13 protein-coding genes are annotated in these 17,425 nt (G+C 39.0%); 10 read left to right on the plus strand and 3 right to left on the minus strand.

Annotated features, from left to right (window positions below; all coding sequences use genetic code 11):
• The first annotated feature begins 78 nt into the window (after positions 1-78).
• The 8 genes from pyrR to HCG49_RS07370 all read left to right on the plus strand — a co-directional run bounded on the left by pyrR (position 79) and on the right by HCG49_RS07370 (position 7,868).
• Positions 79-618: a bifunctional pyr operon transcriptional regulator/uracil phosphoribosyltransferase PyrR gene (pyrR, locus tag HCG49_RS07335; protein ID WP_168468886.1), complete on the plus strand. Its 540-nt coding sequence runs from the start codon at positions 79-81 to the stop codon at positions 616-618.
• Between the two features lie 3 nt (positions 619-621).
• Positions 622-1,548 (plus strand): aspartate carbamoyltransferase catalytic subunit, encoded by a 927-nt coding sequence (locus HCG49_RS07340; protein ID WP_168468887.1) that lies wholly within the window; start codon positions 622-624, stop codon positions 1,546-1,548.
• Positions 1,549-1,555: 7 nt separating this feature from the next.
• Positions 1,556-1,888 (plus strand): ribonuclease Z, encoded by a 333-nt coding sequence (locus HCG49_RS07345; protein ID WP_072762900.1) that lies wholly within the window; start codon positions 1,556-1,558, stop codon positions 1,886-1,888.
• A gap of 297 nt (positions 1,889-2,185) precedes the next feature.
• Positions 2,186-3,091 (plus strand): ribonuclease Z, encoded by a 906-nt coding sequence (locus HCG49_RS07350; protein ID WP_168468888.1) that lies wholly within the window; start codon positions 2,186-2,188, stop codon positions 3,089-3,091.
• A 583-nt stretch (positions 3,092-3,674) separates the two neighbouring features.
• Positions 3,675-4,322, plus strand: a complete 648-nt coding sequence (pdxH, locus tag HCG49_RS07355; protein WP_168468889.1) for a pyridoxamine 5'-phosphate oxidase — start codon at positions 3,675-3,677, stop codon at positions 4,320-4,322.
• 81 nt (positions 4,323-4,403) lie between these two features.
• On the plus strand, positions 4,404-4,889 hold the full coding sequence (locus HCG49_RS07360; RefSeq protein WP_168468890.1) for a SixA phosphatase family protein: 486 nt from the start codon (positions 4,404-4,406) through the stop codon (positions 4,887-4,889).
• Positions 4,890-6,968, plus strand: coding sequence for a polyphosphate kinase 1 (gene ppk1, locus HCG49_RS07365; protein WP_168468891.1), 2,079 nt, complete (start codon positions 4,890-4,892; stop codon positions 6,966-6,968).
• Positions 6,969-6,980: 12 nt separating this feature from the next.
• Entirely contained in the window at positions 6,981-7,868 is an 888-nt protein-coding gene (locus HCG49_RS07370) for an exopolyphosphatase (RefSeq protein WP_168468892.1), read from the plus strand.
• Positions 7,869-7,954: 86 nt separating this feature from the next.
• Here the strand turns inward: HCG49_RS07370 and HCG49_RS07375 are convergent, their stop codons facing one another.
• The gene (locus tag HCG49_RS07375) at positions 7,955-8,536 is read right to left on the minus strand and encodes a tRNA-(ms[2]io[6]A)-hydroxylase (protein ID WP_168468893.1); all 582 of its coding nucleotides are present in this window, start codon (positions 8,534-8,536) and stop codon (positions 7,955-7,957) included.
• A 180-nt stretch (positions 8,537-8,716) separates the two neighbouring features.
• Between HCG49_RS07375 and HCG49_RS07380 the strand changes: the two genes are divergently transcribed.
• Positions 8,717-9,574 (plus strand): EboA domain-containing protein, encoded by an 858-nt coding sequence (locus HCG49_RS07380; RefSeq protein WP_168468894.1) that lies wholly within the window; start codon positions 8,717-8,719, stop codon positions 9,572-9,574.
• Positions 9,575-9,651: 77 nt separating this feature from the next.
• Here the strand turns inward: HCG49_RS07380 and HCG49_RS07385 are convergent, their stop codons facing one another.
• Complete coding sequence (locus HCG49_RS07385) at positions 9,652-11,595, minus strand: auracyanin family protein (RefSeq protein WP_205764356.1); 1,944 nt, start codon at positions 11,593-11,595, stop codon at positions 9,652-9,654.
• A 5-nt stretch (positions 11,596-11,600) separates the two neighbouring features.
• Positions 11,601-13,490, minus strand: a complete 1,890-nt coding sequence (locus HCG49_RS07390) for a family 16 glycoside hydrolase (protein WP_168468895.1) — start codon at positions 13,488-13,490, stop codon at positions 11,601-11,603.
• Positions 13,491-13,914: 424 nt separating this feature from the next.
• Between HCG49_RS07390 and HCG49_RS07395 the strand changes: the two genes are divergently transcribed.
• A complete protein-coding gene (locus tag HCG49_RS07395) occupies positions 13,915-17,265 on the plus strand; it encodes a ThuA domain-containing protein (RefSeq protein WP_168468896.1) in 3,351 nt (1,116 codons plus the stop codon).
• Positions 17,266-17,425 lie beyond the last annotated feature (160 nt).

Below are 17,425 nucleotides of genomic sequence, written 5' to 3' on the forward strand. Positions count from 1 at the left end.
GCTATATTTGATAGCAAACGATTTTTTTTAGTTAGAAATTCCTATTTTTGTGAATCAAAAGCGTTGGCCAAATTGTCTATGAGTCAAAAAATATTACTCTCCTCGAAAGAAATAAATATCATCCTGCATCGCTTGGCTTGTCAGTTATTAGAAAATCATTTAGATTTTAAGGATACCGTACTAGTTGGAATACAACCCAGAGGTACCTTTCTGGCGGCAAGACTTGCAAAACTCCTAAAAGAAGAATACGGGGTAAAAGAAATAAATCTAGGCTTCCTGGATATTACCTTTTATCGGGACGATTTTAGAAGGGGAGAAAAACCCTTGGAAGCCAATAAAACCAAAATAGATTTTCTGGTAGAAGATAAGAAAGTGGTTTTTGTAGACGATGTCCTGTACACAGGACGCAGTATAAGGGCAGCTCTAACGGCAATCCAATCTTTTGGAAGACCATTGGAAATAGAGCTGTTAACGTTAATAGATCGTCGTTTTAGCAGACATTTACCAATTCAACCTAATTATAGGGGGCGTCAAGTCGATGCCATTAATGGGGAGAAAGTAAAGGTCTTGTGGCAAGAGAACGATGGGGAAGATGTTATATATTTAGTAAAAAATTAAAACATGGCTGAATTAAGTGTAAATCACTTGTTGGGAATTAAATATCTTAAAGAATCGGATATTCAGCTCATTCTAGAAACAGCAGATCATTTTAAAGAGGTTATCAACCGATCCATAAAGAAAGTACCTTCATTACGCGATATTACCATTGCAAATATCTTTTTTGAAAATAGTACGCGTACAAGACTCTCTTTTGAATTGGCAGAAAAAAGATTATCGGCCGATGTGGTCAATTTTTCTGCAGGACAATCTTCTGTGAAAAAAGGGGAAACCCTTATCGATACCGTTAACAATATTCTTTCTATGAAGGTAGATATGGTGGTGATGCGTCACCCCAATCCCGGAGCAGGAATATTTTTGTCGAAACATGTAAAGGCCGCTATTGTAAATGCTGGAGATGGCGCCCACGAACACCCTACCCAAGCCTTATTGGACTCTTATTCTATTAGGGAAAAATTAGGCGATGTCGCTGGGAAAAACGTAGTGATCGTTGGCGATATTCTACACTCAAGAGTAGCGTTGTCCAATATTTTTGCCTTAAAATTGCAGGGAGCAAACGTAAAGGTTTGTGGGCCTAAAACTTTAATGCCCAAATATATTGAGTCTTTGGGAGTGACGGTAGAAACAGATTTGCGAAAAGCTTTGAATTGGTGCGATGTTGCCAATATGCTGAGGATCCAAAATGAAAGACTCGATATAAGTTATTTTCCGACCACAAGGGAATATACCCAACAGTATGGGGTAAACAAGGCCTTGCTAGACAGCTTGGACAAGGAAATAGTGATCATGCACCCTGGACCCATCAATCGCGGTGTGGAAATAACCAGTGATGTGGCAGATTCGAAACAATCCATTATTCTAAATCAGGTAGAAAATGGTGTAGCCATTCGTATGGCAGTGATTTATTTATTGGCATCAAAAATTAAATAATGTTATTATGATTCTGACTAAAGAAGGGAATACCACAGTTGTACTTCAAGAGAATACCTCATTAAATAGTTTTTTGAGTAATCTAAATGAAGCGTATCCAAAAATTAAAAACGATCATATCGTTTTAAACCTTTTTTCATTTTCTAAACTTACTCCGGATCACGTATTAGAATTTTTGGAAATTTCCGATACCCATCGCAAATCAAAAAAATCATTTGTTTTGGTGACCGATAAGGTTTCTTATGAGGAGGTTCCAGACAAGATCTGTGTGGTGCCAACCTTGCAAGAGGCGATGGATATTATAGAGATGGAAGAAATAGAAAGAGATTTAGAGCTTTAAGTTAAGGTACTTTAATCTAACACCAATATTTCTATAATTATTTTGGTGGCCGTAGACGGCCTAAATGATGCTTGCCTTTCAACGTATGCCCTAGACCCACAAGCTGGTTTCTAAACAGAAATCAGTTGTTGATTTTCTAGTACGGGTAAGGGAAAAATATGTGTTCAGCGGAAATAATAATCGCAGTCTTTACAATTTACCTACCTTATGAAATGAGCACGACCGAAAACTGGTCGCAAATACGAATGAAGATTTGTGAATTACATATGACCGTTATAAAACAATAAATATACATAGATGAAATTAAATATACTGGGTTGTTATGCGGCTACACCAAGGTCTTTAAATAATCCGACAGCCCAAGTTCTCGAAATTAAAAATCACTTGTTTTTAATAGATTGCGGGGAAGGTACCCAAGTACAATTACGCAAGAGTAAAGTCAGGTTTTCGAGGATCAACCATATTTTTATTTCACATTTACATGGAGATCATTTTTTTGGACTACCAGGACTAGTCTCTACTTTTCGTTTGTTGGGAAGGAAGACGCCATTGCATGTATACGGCCCCAAGGGCATTAAGGAAGCTATAACCTTACTTTTAAAACTAGGGGATTCATGGACCAATTATCCGCTGTTGTTCCATGAATTGACATCTTCGGAATCAGAACTTGTTTTTGAGGACAATACAGTAACCGTTTCTACTATTCCACTACAGCATAGAGTCTATACCAATGGTTTTTTGTTCAAGGAAAAGCCGGGGCAAAGGCAATTGAATGTCGCGGCAGCCGAAAAATATAGTATAGACCGCTGCTATTACCAGAATATAAAGAATGGCAGAGATATTAGGTTAGAGGATAATAGGCTTATCGCTAATGCCGAGCTTACCTTTGATCCGCCAAAGCCAAAGAGCTATGCTTTCTGCAGCGATACAGCTTATACAACATCAATTGTTCCGCTGATTAAAGATGTAGATGTATTGTATCATGAGGCTACATTTTTGGAGACCGAAAAAGATTTGGCGCCAAAAACAAAACATGCTACGGCAAAGGAAGCAGCTAGTATTGCAAAAGCGGCCAATGTGGGGCAGCTTATTCTAGGGCATTTTTCAACCCGCTATAAATCTATAGAGCTGTTTAAAGAAGAGGCTCAGACAATTTTCTCCAATGTCGCCCTAGCCGATGACGGCAAGGAATTTCAACTGTAGGTTTGTAATCGTGCTAAGTCTTGTTAAAAGGTTTGGACGCAATTAGAAATTGTGAATTCGTAGAGTCTTTAGCATATTACTTTGGGCGTTCCCTCCTTCGTCGGGCGGGCCCTTGGCTATATCCCTTGCGGTGCTGCGGGGATGCCGCCGCGGTCCCTAACGCATAATAATCTGCAAATGTACTAAGGTCCTTAGGTGAGATAGAATGGAATTAAATTGAAATATAGTAAGGTAGATGTAACTTGTAAGCAAGGTATATAAGAGGAGGGTAAATAGGAGAAACCAGTATGCCGACCCAAGAAAAATTTGCGGCAGCTAGCAACAGATCAAATTTTAGGATAGAAGAATGTATTTTCGTGGGTTGCTCTTGCATAATGCAGCGATGAAAAAATAAAAATTATTCCCGATTCCATCTGTTAAAAATATATTCTATATCTTCTTCGTTAAAATCTTATCCTATTAATAATAGTTTGTTTTAATTAGGAAACATATCTAAAATAAACCGACGTACTTTTCGTGATTAGGTTTGTTTTGCGCAAATTTGTGTAAATACAGGTATAGTTTAAAATATTAAAGATTTCGCATGCAAAAAGACCTAGGGAATTATCGAAAATCCTATGAGAAAAGTGCCCTGACAGAAGGCACTATTTCTGCTAATCCTATGGAGTTGTTTCAAAAGTGGTTTTATGAGGTAGAGGCTTCGGAAGGAGTAGATGAGCCCAACGCTATGACGGTATCAACGGTAGGTTTAGATGGTTTTCCTAAAAATCGGGTGGTATTATTAAAGAAATACACCTATGAAGGCTTTATATTTTATACTAATTACGAAAGTGAAAAAGGAAAGGCCATCGCGCAAAATCCTAAAGTTTGTATTTCATTTTTTTGGCCTAATATGGAAAGACAAGTCATCATAAAAGGAAATGCCGAAAAAATTGCCGAAAATTTATCCGATGGCTACTTTGAGTCTAGACCGCTAGGGAGTAAATTAGGGGCTATTGTCTCTGATCAGAGTTCCGTGATTCCGGATAGGGAGTTTTTAGAGGAGAAATTAAAAGATTTGGAAAAATCTTATGAAAATAAGGAGGTAGAACGACCCTTGTATTGGGGCGGCTTTATCGTAAAGCCCGTTTCAATAGAATTTTGGCAGGGACGCCCCAACCGTTTGCACGATAGGATCCGTTATAGCCTGCAACCAGATTTTGACTGGAAAATAGAACGACTGGCACCCTAATAGTAGGTCGGTACCATCCTTGTTTCTCACGGGTGTTTTGGGAGGGAATTAGTGAATCAATAGAACCATAAAATTGTACACATGAAAACCTTAATTTTAATGAGACACGGTAAATCTTCTTGGGAATACAAGGTGTCCGATAGAGACAGGCCTTTATTGGAAAGGGGAATAAAGGATGCAGGATTGGTGGCGAGTACCTTTAGTGCTTCTCCCGTGAAAATCGATGCCGCATATTCCAGTCCGGCCAATAGGGCATTGCATACGGCCATAATTTTTTTAAGGACTGTCAATGTGCCGTTTTCGCAGTTGGAGGTGGCCCACCAACTATACGATTTTTCGGGTGAGGATGTATATCAGTTTGTAAGGAATTTGGACAATAAGTTAGAGACAGTTATGATTTTTGGTCATAATGAGGCCTTTACACATATTGCAAATTCTCTTGGAAACCAATATATAAACAATGTTTCTACCAGTGGTTTGGTGCAGTTGAAATTTGATACAAATGATTGGAATACCGTTAAAAAAGGAACTACGGTTCGAACGTTATTTCCGAAACAATTAAAATAAATGAATAAAAATAAATTCCAATATATTAACCGAGAAATCAGTTGGTTAAGTTTTAATGCTAGAGTACTGCAGGAGAGTGCAGATATAAATGTTCCCTTAATAGAGCGACTTCGTTTTTTGGGGATTTTTTCAAATAACTTGGACGAATTCTTTAAGGTGCGCTATGCAACGGTAAAAAGAATCGTAGATGCCGGTAAAACGGGAAAAAGTGTTCTGGGAGGTGAAAAGGCAAAAGATCTGTTAGAAGAAATTACCAACATAGTAATTAATCAACAAACTAGAAGTTTAGAAATACTAGGAGATATCGAAGCCGAATTGGAGACCAAGAATATTTTTCTGATCAACGAAACGGAAATATCTGAGGGGCAATCCCAGTTTATAAAAAACTACTTTCTACAAAGGGTGAGTCCTGTTTTAATGACCATTATTTTAAATGATCTTACAGAATTCCCTATGCTGAATGATACCGCGGCATATTTGGCAATAAAACTGATCTTGAAAAATTCGGATGGTGAGAGCTCGGAAAATAAAGAAAAACGCTATGCCCTTATTGAAATTCCTAAAGAAATAGACAGGTTTGTAGTCTTGCCAAAGGAGGGGGATAGAAGTTATATTATTATGTTGGACGACGTGATCCGGTATTGTTTGGGAAGTGTCTTCAATATGTTCGATTATGAATCTATATCGGCACATATGATCAAAATTACACGGGATGCCGAGCTCGATATGGATAATGATCTAAGTAAGAGTTTTATTGAAAAGATATCCTCGAGTGTTGAGCACCGTAAAATAAGTGACCCCGTACGGTTCGTTTACGACAAGAATATAGGGGAAGATACCCTAACCTTTCTGAAAGATAAAATGGACGTAGAGGATACCGATAGTATAATTCCGGGAGGAAGATATCATAATCGGCGCGATTATATGGGGTTCCCTAGTTTGGGTAGGCAAGACCTGATGTACGAGAAAATATTGCCTTTGCCGGTAAAAGGGATTTCTATGGAAGGAAGTCTTTTTGAGCGAATTGCAGAAAAGGACTTTTTACAATACACCCCTTTTCAAACCTTTTCCTATATTATTAAATTCCTGAGAGAAGCGGCCTTAGATCCCAAGGTTCGGAATATTAAAATTACGGTATATAGACTCGCTAATAATTCGCAAGTCGCCGCTTCTTTGATCAATGCCGTAAAAAACGGAAAGCATGTAACAGTGCAGATAGAATTGCAAGCAAGATTCGATGAGCAGGCAAATATTAAATATGCCGAGCAATTGCAAGCAGAAGGCGTGAAACTGATCTTTGGTGTCCGTGGGCTTAAAGTTCACAGTAAAATATGTTTGGTAGAACGCGAAGAAGGAAACGAAATAAAACGATACGGGTTTTTGAGCACTGGGAATTTTAACGAGTCCACGGCTAAAATATATACCGATTATACCTTGTTTACAGCCCATCAAGGAATCTTGAAAGAACTGAACAAAGTCTTCGATTTCTTTGAGACGACCTATAAAATCAACAAATATAAACACCTTGTTGTTTCTCCTCATTATACTAAGAATGTTTTTAAACGCTTAATAGATAAGGAAATTCGGAACGCGAAAGAAGGGAAAGAGGCCTTTATAAAAATTAAAATGAACAGCTTTACTTCTTATAAAATGGTCGATAAATTGTACGAAGCTAGTCAGGCAGGTGTAAAAATCCAATTGATTATAAGAGGAATCTGCTGTTTGGTGCCTGGAGTAAAGGGAATGAGCGAGAATATTGAAGCAATCAGTATTGTCGATAAGTTCTTAGAGCACCCAAGAGTTTTTATTTTCGGGAATGATGGCAATCCAAAAGTTTATATATCATCAGCAGATTGGATGACTAGAAATTTAGATTACCGTGTAGAAGTGGGAGTGCCTATTTATGATCAGGATGTGAAACAAGAGTTGTTGGATACTTTCGAAATATGTTGGCAAGACAATGTAAAAGCCCGTGTTTTTTCCGAAAAACAGGATAATGCTTATAGGGAAAATGACGAAAAGAAAGTCCGTTCTCAATTTGCGATGTACGACTATTACCTAAATAAATTAAATTCTTAAAATTGTTGACTATTGAAAGTACGTAAATTTGCCGCTATAGATATAGGATCCAATGCAATCCGTTTATTGACCCATAACGTTATCGAGGAAGAAGGCAAAAAAACACTCTTTAGAAAGAGTGCTCTAGTGAGGCTTCCCATTCGTTTAGGGGAAGATGTCTTTGTGAACGGAAGGATTTCTGATAGGAACACCGATCGTTTGGTCAATGCAATGAAAGCCTTTCAGTTATTGATGAAGGTACATGGGGTAGAAAAATATATGGCTTGTGCCACTTCTGCAATGCGCGAAGCTGCGAATGGAGAAGAGGTGATTTCCGATATATTTGAGGCCTCGGGCGTCAATATAGAAATCATAGATGGTGAAAAAGAAGCTTCTATTATAGCGTCTACAGACCTAAAAAATGTCATTAAAAAAGATGAAAACTACCTTTATATTGATGTAGGAGGAGGCAGTACAGAGTTTACCGTTTTTACAGAAGGAGAAATAAAAATCTCCCAGTCCTTTAAAATAGGAACCGTACGATTGTTAAATGATATGGTCGATGATGCCCTTTGGAAGGAGTTGGAGCTTTGGCTGAAAAATAATGTTAAAGGACTGTCAAACCTATCAATAATCGGTTCAGGGGGAAACATCAATAAACTGCACAAAATGTCGGGCAGAAAATTAGGAGATCCCTTATCGTATGTATGGCTAAAGGGGCAGTATCATTTTTTACAAAGCCTTACCTTCGAAGAAAGGGTATCAGAATTGGGCTTAAATCCAGATAGGGCCGATGTTATTATCCATGCGACCCGGATTTTTATAAATGCCGCCAAATGGTTGGGGGTAAAAAAAATCCATGTACCAAAAATTGGGCTTTCCGATGGGATTATAAAGACCCTGTACTATACGGAAAATTAAGAGGGTATTATTGATTAGATAACCTTAAAAAGTTTTATAAAGGTATTGTTAAAGCATATACAACGCTTTGTCAATACCTTTTTTCATTATCCGTGTACCGATTCTTTGTTTCCAAGATCCTTCATTATTTCGGCTTCATAGGTCAGCAAGGCTTCCCACTTGCTATCTACCTCTTGGCGATCACCATATTGTCTGGCGAACTTTAAAAACATTGTGTAATGGCCCGCTTCGCTAATCATGAGTTTGTGATAAAAAGATGCCAGTTCCTTGTCTTCAAGTTGTTCCGATAGTAATCTGAAACGTTCACAACTACGTGCTTCTATTAAAGCAGCATATAGTAATCGATGAACGAGCTGTGTGGTTCTACTGCCTCCTTTTGGGAAAAACTTCATCAGAGCAATAACATAGTCGTCCTTGCGGTCTCTTCCCAAGGTTTTTCCTCGTTCCAATATCCGGTCGTGTACCATTTTAAAATGGCCCATTTCTTCCCTAGATAAAGCTATCATTTCTTGGATAAGGTCTGTGTATTCTGGAAAACTAACAATTAACGAAATAGCAGTACTGGCCGCTTTTTGCTCGCAATAGGCGTGATCCGTCAATATCTCATCGATATTTTTTTCTACAATATTGACCCATCGAGGGTCTGTGGGTAATTTTAAACCTAACATAATTCCTTAATTCTATCTCAAAAATAGAAAGAATAGCCCTAAGGGCCATAATATATAATGATATAGTTTTATATTTATTCTTTGGTTTACAACAAACAAGCCTTTTTGTGGGCTAAGTTGCTGTTATTTAAGAAGTAAGTTGGATGTTGTGTCGTTGAATTTAAAGATTTAAAAAAGAATATGTTGTTTAAAAATGTAAGTGAGCAGTTGTTTAAAATATTGGAGCATAATTTGGCCGAGGAGGAGAAGCAATGGCTGTTGTCTAAAATAATTCACATTCTGGAAGCCGAATCCACCAAAGACTTATATTTGACCTATAGTCTGATTCCTTCGAAAATAAAATTAAATGAACTTTCCATAACTATAGGAGATGCAGAATTAAGTGAGTATCTAAGGACTCAGAAAGCTACCATCCATGAATTGGGCCGAATTTATCTTTTGGTACGGGTATTGGAAGAAAATGCTACTTTTTTCAAAACTAAAGTCGCTAATATTATCCAAGTGGCAGACAAAAGTGAATTGGAAACTTTTTTAAAGTTTTTGGTCCTTTTACCAAATCCGTCAGATTATAAAAATCAGGCTGTCGAAGCCTTGAGGACCAATATAGCGACGGTCTTCGATGCCATTACGATGAATAATCCGTATCCGGCATTGTTTTTTAATGATCAGCAATGGAATCAAATGTATTTAAAGGCCGCTTTTATGCAACAAGATTTAAAGCAGATCTTATCGGTAGATCAAAGGGCCAATGCTGAACTCGCTAGGATTATATCAGATTATGGCCATGAACGTTGGGCAGCTTCAAGAGAAGTGGATCCCTATTTTTGGAGGCCTGTGGGCAAGTTTTTGGACGATGGGCTTTTATTGGATATGGAGCGTTTATTGCACAGTGAAAAGACCGCTGAGAAAAAGGCGGGAGCGCTATGCTGTTATGTTTCAGACAATGCTAGGGCAAAGAATATGTTGGCAGCCTTTCCGGAGCTGGTAAAAGATATAGAAAACGGATCCCTGTCTTGGGAAACCTTAACTGCTCCGTAAGAATTAAAATGGTATAACAAGAAAGGCCTCAAATCTATCATAGATTTGAGGCCTTTTTAATAAGGAATAGGGTGAGATTATTTTTTCAATGAATTTATCCAAGCCGCTATTTTTAATGCCTGATCTTTTGGAACATGGGGCATAGGTGCCATCGGAGTAGCGTATTCTGGCCAGTTCTTAGGCTGTGGATTGTAAATTAAATCTACAATTTTTTCGTCTGTATAATTGCGTTTGGCAATTTCTTTAAACGACGGGCCAATTACCCTTTTGTCCTTGTGATGACAGGCAACACAGGTGTTATTTGTTAAAAATGGCTGAATTTCGGTATCCGTTAAAACCTTAATATTGGTCGCTATTTGTTTAGGAGCGGCCTTTTTAGGGGTTACTTTTTTTCTAGCACTAGATCTTTTGGTAGAAAGTTCGGAAACCGATAATTTGTCCCCATCAGGAATATTGTTAAGTGTGTAGTAAAAAGTAGGATGCAATAGTTGGTTGGAAGATGTTTTTGCCTTGACACCAGCGAGCATAATTTCATGCACGTAATACGGTCTAAGGTTATCGGTAACCACGCGAACTTTCATCCCGTCTTCACTAACCTTTACTCCTTTAATTTTAATTTCTTCTATATTGGTCTGTGGACTACCATAGGCGGCGTGGTATTTATAGATGTAGCTTTTTCCTGTATAGGAATCTAAGTCTTCGGCAGAAGCCTTGTCAACAGGAAGGGTGAATTCTAGTTCAAACCCGTCTGGCATCGCTTTTACCGTTTTCATCTCAAATGGCATACGTCCGGTCCATGTAAGGAATTCTAATCCAGAGTTGGTAGTTCCGGCAGAACCCCAACCTCTATTCGTTTCTCCTACGAATAGCCGTCCTTCGTTATCAAAATCCATTCGCATTACACCCGATTGGAATCCAGATCTAAAATCGAAGGCTACCCCTTGGTATTCGCCTTTTACCTTTTCTAGGACTACTCGCATAATTTTACTTTGTCCCATATCACCCACGAGTAGCTGACCACTAAAAGGTCCGAATTTCCCCTTGGTTTCGTCTACTTTTAATTCCGAGTTCGAAATCCCTAAAATCCCATGGGGAAGAATAACTGCAGGAAGTTTTAAACCGGGGAAATCTTCTAAAAATTGATAGGCAAAATCCGGGTTTTTTTCATCGTTGATATTCTCGGGCTTCACGTAACGACCATTTACCTTTACCTGTCGTATGTCAATTTTGCTATAGAACTGCTCTTCGGTAAGGGTTATAGGAGAGTTTTTATGCCCAGACCACCTTAGTCCCGCAGGGTGTCCGGCAAAAGTTCCTTTGGAAAGGTGCCAAATGGCGCCAGAGCCAACCCAATCGCCTTGGTTTTCGGAATAGAATAATTCGTTATCTACCAATCCGTAGCCCGCCGGAGATCGCATTCCCGTTGCCCATGGCTCCATTTGACCATCTTCGGTGATTTTCATGGTCCATGCTCTCCAAGGCTTTCGGCTTTCCCCGCGCCACCATTCCTCATTGCCAAAGGCAACATTGGCAGTGACAAAAAAGCTGTTATCGGGAGCTAATACAGGACCAAAAGAATATTCGTGGTAATGGGTAGAAAGCGGCCATGCATAAATGGTCTTGTACTCATCGGCAATCCCATCGCCATCAGTATCTTTTAACCTGGTCAATTCTCCTCGCTGCGCCGTATATAAGGCATCGTTTTTATAAGCAAGGCCTAAAGGCTCATGAAGACCTTGAGCGAATTTTTTAAAAACAGGCTGCTGGCCGTTGGCCATAGAAGGGTTTTCTATGGTCCATACGTCCCCCCTTCGGGTAGATACCGCCAAACTTCCATTAGGAAGTGATACGACACCACCGCCTTCTACCAGAATTCCTTCTGGAGTGGGGATAGTAGTGATCCTATAATAATCGTCCTCTGTAGGAGCGTTTTGTGCAAGTAGGGCATTTGTAGAGGCAAACAAGCTGATAAAAGCCAATGTTTGCATCTTTTTTAAAGTGTTATGTATGTAGGTTCTCATGTTTCTTACCAAATTATTTCATATTTAATAGTACTGCCATCGGCTAATACCAACAATTCTGTCTCTCCATTTATTTCTCGAACTATAGGCTGTTGTCCCGAAAGAATATTGATGTAGTATTCCTTATCGTTGATGGTAAAGGAGCCATCGGCTTGTTTTTCAGCCTTGCCCGATGCTATTTTATAATACCAATTGGCATCCACGGTACCCGAAACATTGATCTCATGAATTAAATGGGTATTGTTGTTATTAGGATATATTTTATTGGTGATGGCAGCTCCCTTATAAGTATGCTTAAAAATAGGTAAGCCGTCTGTCGTATCCATGGTATAGCCTTCTGGTTTAAAGTCAGGGGTTGTTCCTGTGGCAGGGAAGGCAACATTTAAGTCCTCGAGTTGGGCTAATGGCTGGTTCAAAAAAGTCCATTGTACAGCACCATCAGGATTAAAAGAACCGTCACCACGGCTATGCCACATTGGAGTAGCGTTCACAAAATTGCCTCGCCATACGCCAACAAGGTTGGCCGATTCCAAATCGTAAACAAAATTAAGTCCCTCATTAGTGCCGACACCTATCGTATGGGAAAGACGTTGTTCGTTGCCTTTAAAACTAACAAATCCTCTGAGCATTCGTGGCTCTGCCTCGGCAGAAACATATATGGGAGATACGGAATTTACACTTGGAGGATAAGAATCGAATACATGAAAACTTTTTGGGTTGGTTTTAGCACTGCTTATTGTAAATCCTAATCGTGGTGCTCTCCAGGCGGCCGTTTTAATATTGGTAATCGTAAAGGAATGTGTGCCGGCTCTTAAAGCAATTTCTTTAGAAAGTACGCCTTCGGAATCTGAGGAATTGTTAGAAGCTATGGTGTTACCATCAATGGTAAAGCTTGCTCCTCCGGTATATCCAATTTCAAAGGTATAGTTGTCATCTTCAGGGATAGCGATAGAACCGGAATAAGTAATACCGTAGGCATCCTCTTCATCCGTAACATGCACATCGATACTTTTAGCAGATGCTTGTTTTACAACTTTTGCGGCTTCCAGGTCTTCCAAACCTTTAAAATCGCCCTTATAAGTTTTATAGGAAAGATCGTTAAGGGTCACTTTGGAGTTGGTCAATAATTGGTATTTGATATTTCTAAAAGCAATAGGACCGTGGTCCCCTTGGATCATCAAAGGTCCGGTTGCAACTTCGGTATTGGAAATAGGGCCTCCGGTAGGCAAAGGTATTTCTACATTACTATGGATTAAAACACCGTTTAAGGTCGCAGAGATTAACTTGGCATTGGCTATTTTTTCACCAGCATCATTAAATCTTGGGGCTTGGAAATGAATGGCAATTTTTTGCCATAAGCCTGGAGCTTTGGTAGGGTTGCTCAAAGGATTGATTCCCATAAATATCTTTCCTGGTGTTGTTTCCCAATTTCGATGAATACCACCAATATCACTGGAAGTTGGGTTTTTAACACCCCAGCTGTCCTTTAATTGTACTTCATAGCGACCTTGTAAGTATATACCAGAATTGGAGCCATTTGGAATCAGTACTTCCAATTCTAATTTTAGGTCTCCGTGTTCCCATGTTGTCAATAAATGGTCTTTTTGGGTCTGGCTATAGTTGTTATATAGAATTCCAGTTCCTGCTTGTGTCTGTACAGCAGCCAATGCTGGGGCAGACTTCCTGTTTTTGCGTTTACGGCGTTTAGAAGCTTTTTTTGATTCGGGCTCTGGCTCCGGATGTACCGAAATGTTCCGATTGGCTAAAACACTGCCAATAATTTGCCAATTTCCTGATTGATTTCTGAAATCATTCATGTTTTCTAATGATAGTCGCTCTTGAGCAAGCATGCTAAAACCAGAAAATAGTAGGAGAATAGATACTTTGATTTTCATTTGATTATACTTGGTTTTTAAAAGGGTAAATTCTTAAAAGTATCATAAAAAGGAAAGATGAATTATAATACTTTATGATTTTAACAATTAATTTATGTTTGTGATATTTTTTAGAATGAAACCTTAGGCAGTTTTTTCCGTAGAGGAAAGAAAGACGACTGGACTCATGGATATTGGGTTGGTTTGCGATTTTACAATTTTAAACGTCCTTTTGTTGTAAGATTTCATCTAATGTTTTTAATAGTTAAATGCCCAATATTTTGGTGTTTTTTTATAAGAGATTGCAATAATAAGCGCAAAAATTATAAATTGTAGCACTATTTTGGATAAAATTAAGATAAAAAGCAAAAAAAGTATCAAAAAATGGTAAAATGCGATTTCCTAATTAATTAGGATCTAATTGTTAAAAACTAATAAAGGGAATATGATAAATATGTTTAAAGGCATTGTAACGCTTGTGCTAATAGGTGTCTTGGGAGCTTGTACTTCAAAGAAAGAAAAGTTGTTGGTGTTCAGTAAAACGGAAGGTTTTAGACATGGTTCTATTGAAGCCGGAATAGAAGCCTTTAAGAAATTAGGGGCAGAGAACAATATAGGTATGACATTAACGGAGGATGCTTCTGATTTTACAGAGGAAGTATTGCGAGAATATACGGCAGTGGTTTTTTTAAATACCACCGGGGATGTTTTAAATGATGTTCAGCAAGCAGATTTTGAAAGATATATCCAGGCCGGAGGTGGGTTTGTAGGTGTCCATGCGGCCACAGATACCGAATATAATTGGCCTTGGTATAATAAATTGGTAGGGGCTTATTTCGATGGACATCCAAAAGTTCAAGAGGCAACATTAAAGGTGGCCAATAAAACCCATCAGGCCACAAAATCATTGGAGGATATTTGGGTCAAAACTGATGAGTGGTACAATTTTAAAAATATTAATCCCGATATAAATGTATTGATAGCTATTGATGAAAATAGTTATGAAGGTGGTACAAACGGGGATAATCATCCAATTTCTTGGTATCATGACTACGATGGGGGCAGGTCTTTTTATACGGAAATGGGGCATACCGATGATACCTTTGCAGACCCTACTTTTTTGGCTCATTTGCTGGGAGGTATAAAATACGCCATGGGAGAAAATGTATTGGATTATACTAAAGCCAAGACAAAAAGGATTCCAGAAGAAAACAGATTTGTTCGTAAGGTGCTGGATTTTAATTTGAACGAACCTATGGAGCTCGACGAATTACCTGGAAGAGGTATTTTGTTTGTGGAGCGCAAAGGAGTATTAAAACTCTATGATTTTGAAGCCGAAGAAACTAAGGTCATCGCTCAATTAGAGCTGTTTTACGGCAATGAAGATGGCTTGTTGGGATTGGCAGTAGATCCAAATTATAAGGAAAACAACTGGATTTACTTATTTTATTCCGCTGCAGGGGAAGAATCCAAGCAGCATGTTTCCCGATTCGACTTAGTGGGCGATTCCTTGGTCCTAGAGTCAGAGAAAAAATTACTGACCATTCCAACTTTAAGAAAATGTTGTCACAGCGGGGGAGCTTTGGAATTTGGTGCTGATGGCAACTTGTATATAGGATTGGGAGATAATACCAACCCTTTTGAGTCCTCAGGATTTGCTCCTATAGACGAGCGTGCGGGAAGAGCCTTATGGGACGCGCAAAGATCGGCAGGAAATACCAATGATTTAAGAGGTAAAGTTTTAAGGATTAGACCAGAAGATGACGGTAGTTATTCTATTCCTTCAGGAAACTTATTCCCGGAAGGCACACCAAATACAAAACCAGAAATATATGCGATGGGACTTCGTAACCCATTTAGGTTTTCTGTAGATAGTAAAACAGGGTATTTGTATTGGGGAGATGTAGGTCCCGATTCCGGAAAAAATGACCCGCAACGAGGTCCACACGGGATGGGCGAATTTAACCAGGCAAGAGAGGCTGGCAATTGGGGATGGCCGTATACAAGAGGGAACAACCAGTTGTATAATGATTATGATTTTGCGACCAAGACCCCTGGCGACAAGTTTAATCCGAAAAAACTGATCAATGATTCTCCCAATAATACCGGACTAAGGGAATTGCCAGCGGCTCAGGAATCCATGATTTGGTTTTCCTATGGTGCCTCGGAAGAATTCCCTTGGCTAGGAGCTGGTGGGGTGAACCCTATGGCCGGGCCAGTTTTTCGTGCTTCCGATCACCCTAGTGCAACCAATTCCTTTCCAGACTATTTTGAAGGGAAATTGTTTTTGTACGAATGGATGAGAGACTGGATATATGTTGTAACCTTAGATGAAAATCAGAATTATGTGAAGGCAGATCCATTTATGCCTAATAGTGAGTTCTCCCATCCCATGGATATGATCTTTGGTTCTGATGGCAACTTATATGTTTTGGAATACGGACAAAAATGGAATTCCCAAAACATGGATGCCCGTTTAAATAGAATTAGTTATGAAGGGGGAAATCGTAAGCCGATAGCAAGAATTACAGCCGATAAAATGGTGGGAGCTCATCCTTTTACCGTGCAATTCTCAGGGGAAGCATCGGAAGATTATGACAAGGACGAGTTGCAATACGAGTGGTCTTTTACCGAAGAGTCCGTACAAGATAAAAGTGTAACCCCTTCCTTTACTTTTACCGAACCCGGAAAATATACAGTACGTTTAAAAGTAACTGATAAAGCAGGCAATAGCAGTGAAAGTACCGAGGAAATATTGGTGGGTAATGATGAGCCAGTGATAAAAATAACCTTGGACACCGAAAATGTCACCTATTGGGACAACCGTCAAGTAAAGTATAAAGTAAGTGTGGTAGATGCGCAGGACGGAAGTAGCGAGGAGGGGAGTATTTCTTCTAAGGATGTAAAAGTGACTTTTGATTATATCCCGGAAGGTGAAGATATGGTTAAGGCTACCCTTGGGCATCAGCAAAACACGGTTCCTGTGGGGAAGACTCTGATAGATGGTACCGATTGTAAGGCCTGTCACGCTGTCGATGTTAAAGTAAATGGTCCTAGTTATCAGGAAATATCCCAGCGTTATTCAGTGACCGATAAACCATATTTGATTAGTAAAATTATAAAAGGAGGATCTGGTGTTTGGGGCGAAGGAATGATGTCGGCCCATCCTCAGTTAAAGGTTGAGGAAGTTGAAAAAATGGTAGATTATATCTTGTCCTTGGAGAATGGCATGAATAAAAAAGAAACGCTACTCCCCTTAGAAGGAGTCCTTAGTTTTAAAGAACATATGGTAAATAAGACCGAGGGGAAATATGTTATCATGGCGTCCTATTTGGATAAGGGAGCCTCAGATTTAGAAGATTCAAAGTTACAAGGGAGGGCCCAAGTGATTTTTAAATTTCCAAAATATGAGGCCGAAATGGCCGATGAAAAAAGCGAGGGGCTAAGTGTTTGGGATGCCATGGGAGATAATATGGTGGGTGATATAAAAAATAAGTCCTTCTTAAAATTTAATAAGGTGTCCATGGCCGGACTAAAAGGAGTTCGCTTGTCCGTGTTTTTTGGGCCAGATACCCAATATTCGGGAAAAATTGAAGTCCGGGAGGGAAGTGCTGTCGGAAAGATAATGGGAACCCAAATTATTGATCATTACGACAAGAAGGAGGGGCGTAAAAAGGAAATTTTTATTCCTTTAAATCCTACTTCCGAAATCGGAACTATTTATTTAGTCTTTGTTAATGAACAGGATAAGGATCAGGTGATTGCTAACTTGGATTGGATGGCTTTACAATATTAATGATTCCATTAATTTTGTGATATTTGCCGTTTCTAAGGTTGTTTTAGAAATGGCAAGCCTATTTTGGGATTGTTAAAAGCGGTTTAAAAAAGCGTAAAGGTTGGCCTTATAACCTATTAATTCAGTAATTTTAGCCGTTAGAGAATTTCCTAATTTTATA

The organism is Arenibacter sp. 6A1 (genome assembly GCF_012272855.1).
In the GTDB taxonomy this organism is placed as follows: domain Bacteria; phylum Bacteroidota; class Bacteroidia; order Flavobacteriales; family Flavobacteriaceae; genus Arenibacter.

What these genes read in the sequence shown, in the direction of transcription:
- pyrR (WP_168468886.1), top strand. Translation starts at nt 79, where the DNA reads ATGAGTCAAAAAATATTACTCTCCTCGAAAGAAATAAATATCATCCTG.
- HCG49_RS07340 (WP_168468887.1), top strand. Translation starts at nt 622, where the DNA reads ATGGCTGAATTAAGTGTAAATCACTTGTTGGGAATTAAATATCTTAAA.
- HCG49_RS07345 (WP_072762900.1), top strand. Translation starts at nt 1,556, where the DNA reads ATGATTCTGACTAAAGAAGGGAATACCACAGTTGTACTTCAAGAGAAT.
- HCG49_RS07350 (WP_168468888.1), top strand. Translation starts at nt 2,186, where the DNA reads ATGAAATTAAATATACTGGGTTGTTATGCGGCTACACCAAGGTCTTTA.
- pdxH (WP_168468889.1), top strand. Translation starts at nt 3,675, where the DNA reads ATGCAAAAAGACCTAGGGAATTATCGAAAATCCTATGAGAAAAGTGCC.
- HCG49_RS07360 (WP_168468890.1), top strand. Translation starts at nt 4,404, where the DNA reads ATGAAAACCTTAATTTTAATGAGACACGGTAAATCTTCTTGGGAATAC.
- ppk1 (WP_168468891.1), top strand. Translation starts at nt 4,890, where the DNA reads ATGAATAAAAATAAATTCCAATATATTAACCGAGAAATCAGTTGGTTA.
- HCG49_RS07375 (WP_168468893.1), bottom strand. Translation starts at nt 8,536, where the DNA reads ATGTTAGGTTTAAAATTACCCACAGACCCTCGATGGGTCAATATTGTA.
- HCG49_RS07380 (WP_168468894.1), top strand. Translation starts at nt 8,717, where the DNA reads ATGTTGTTTAAAAATGTAAGTGAGCAGTTGTTTAAAATATTGGAGCAT.
- HCG49_RS07385 (WP_205764356.1), bottom strand. Translation starts at nt 11,595, where the DNA reads ATGAGAACCTACATACATAACACTTTAAAAAAGATGCAAACATTGGCT.
- HCG49_RS07390 (WP_168468895.1), bottom strand. Translation starts at nt 13,490, where the DNA reads ATGAAAATCAAAGTATCTATTCTCCTACTATTTTCTGGTTTTAGCATG.
- HCG49_RS07395 (WP_168468896.1), top strand. Translation starts at nt 13,915, where the DNA reads ATGATAAATATGTTTAAAGGCATTGTAACGCTTGTGCTAATAGGTGTC.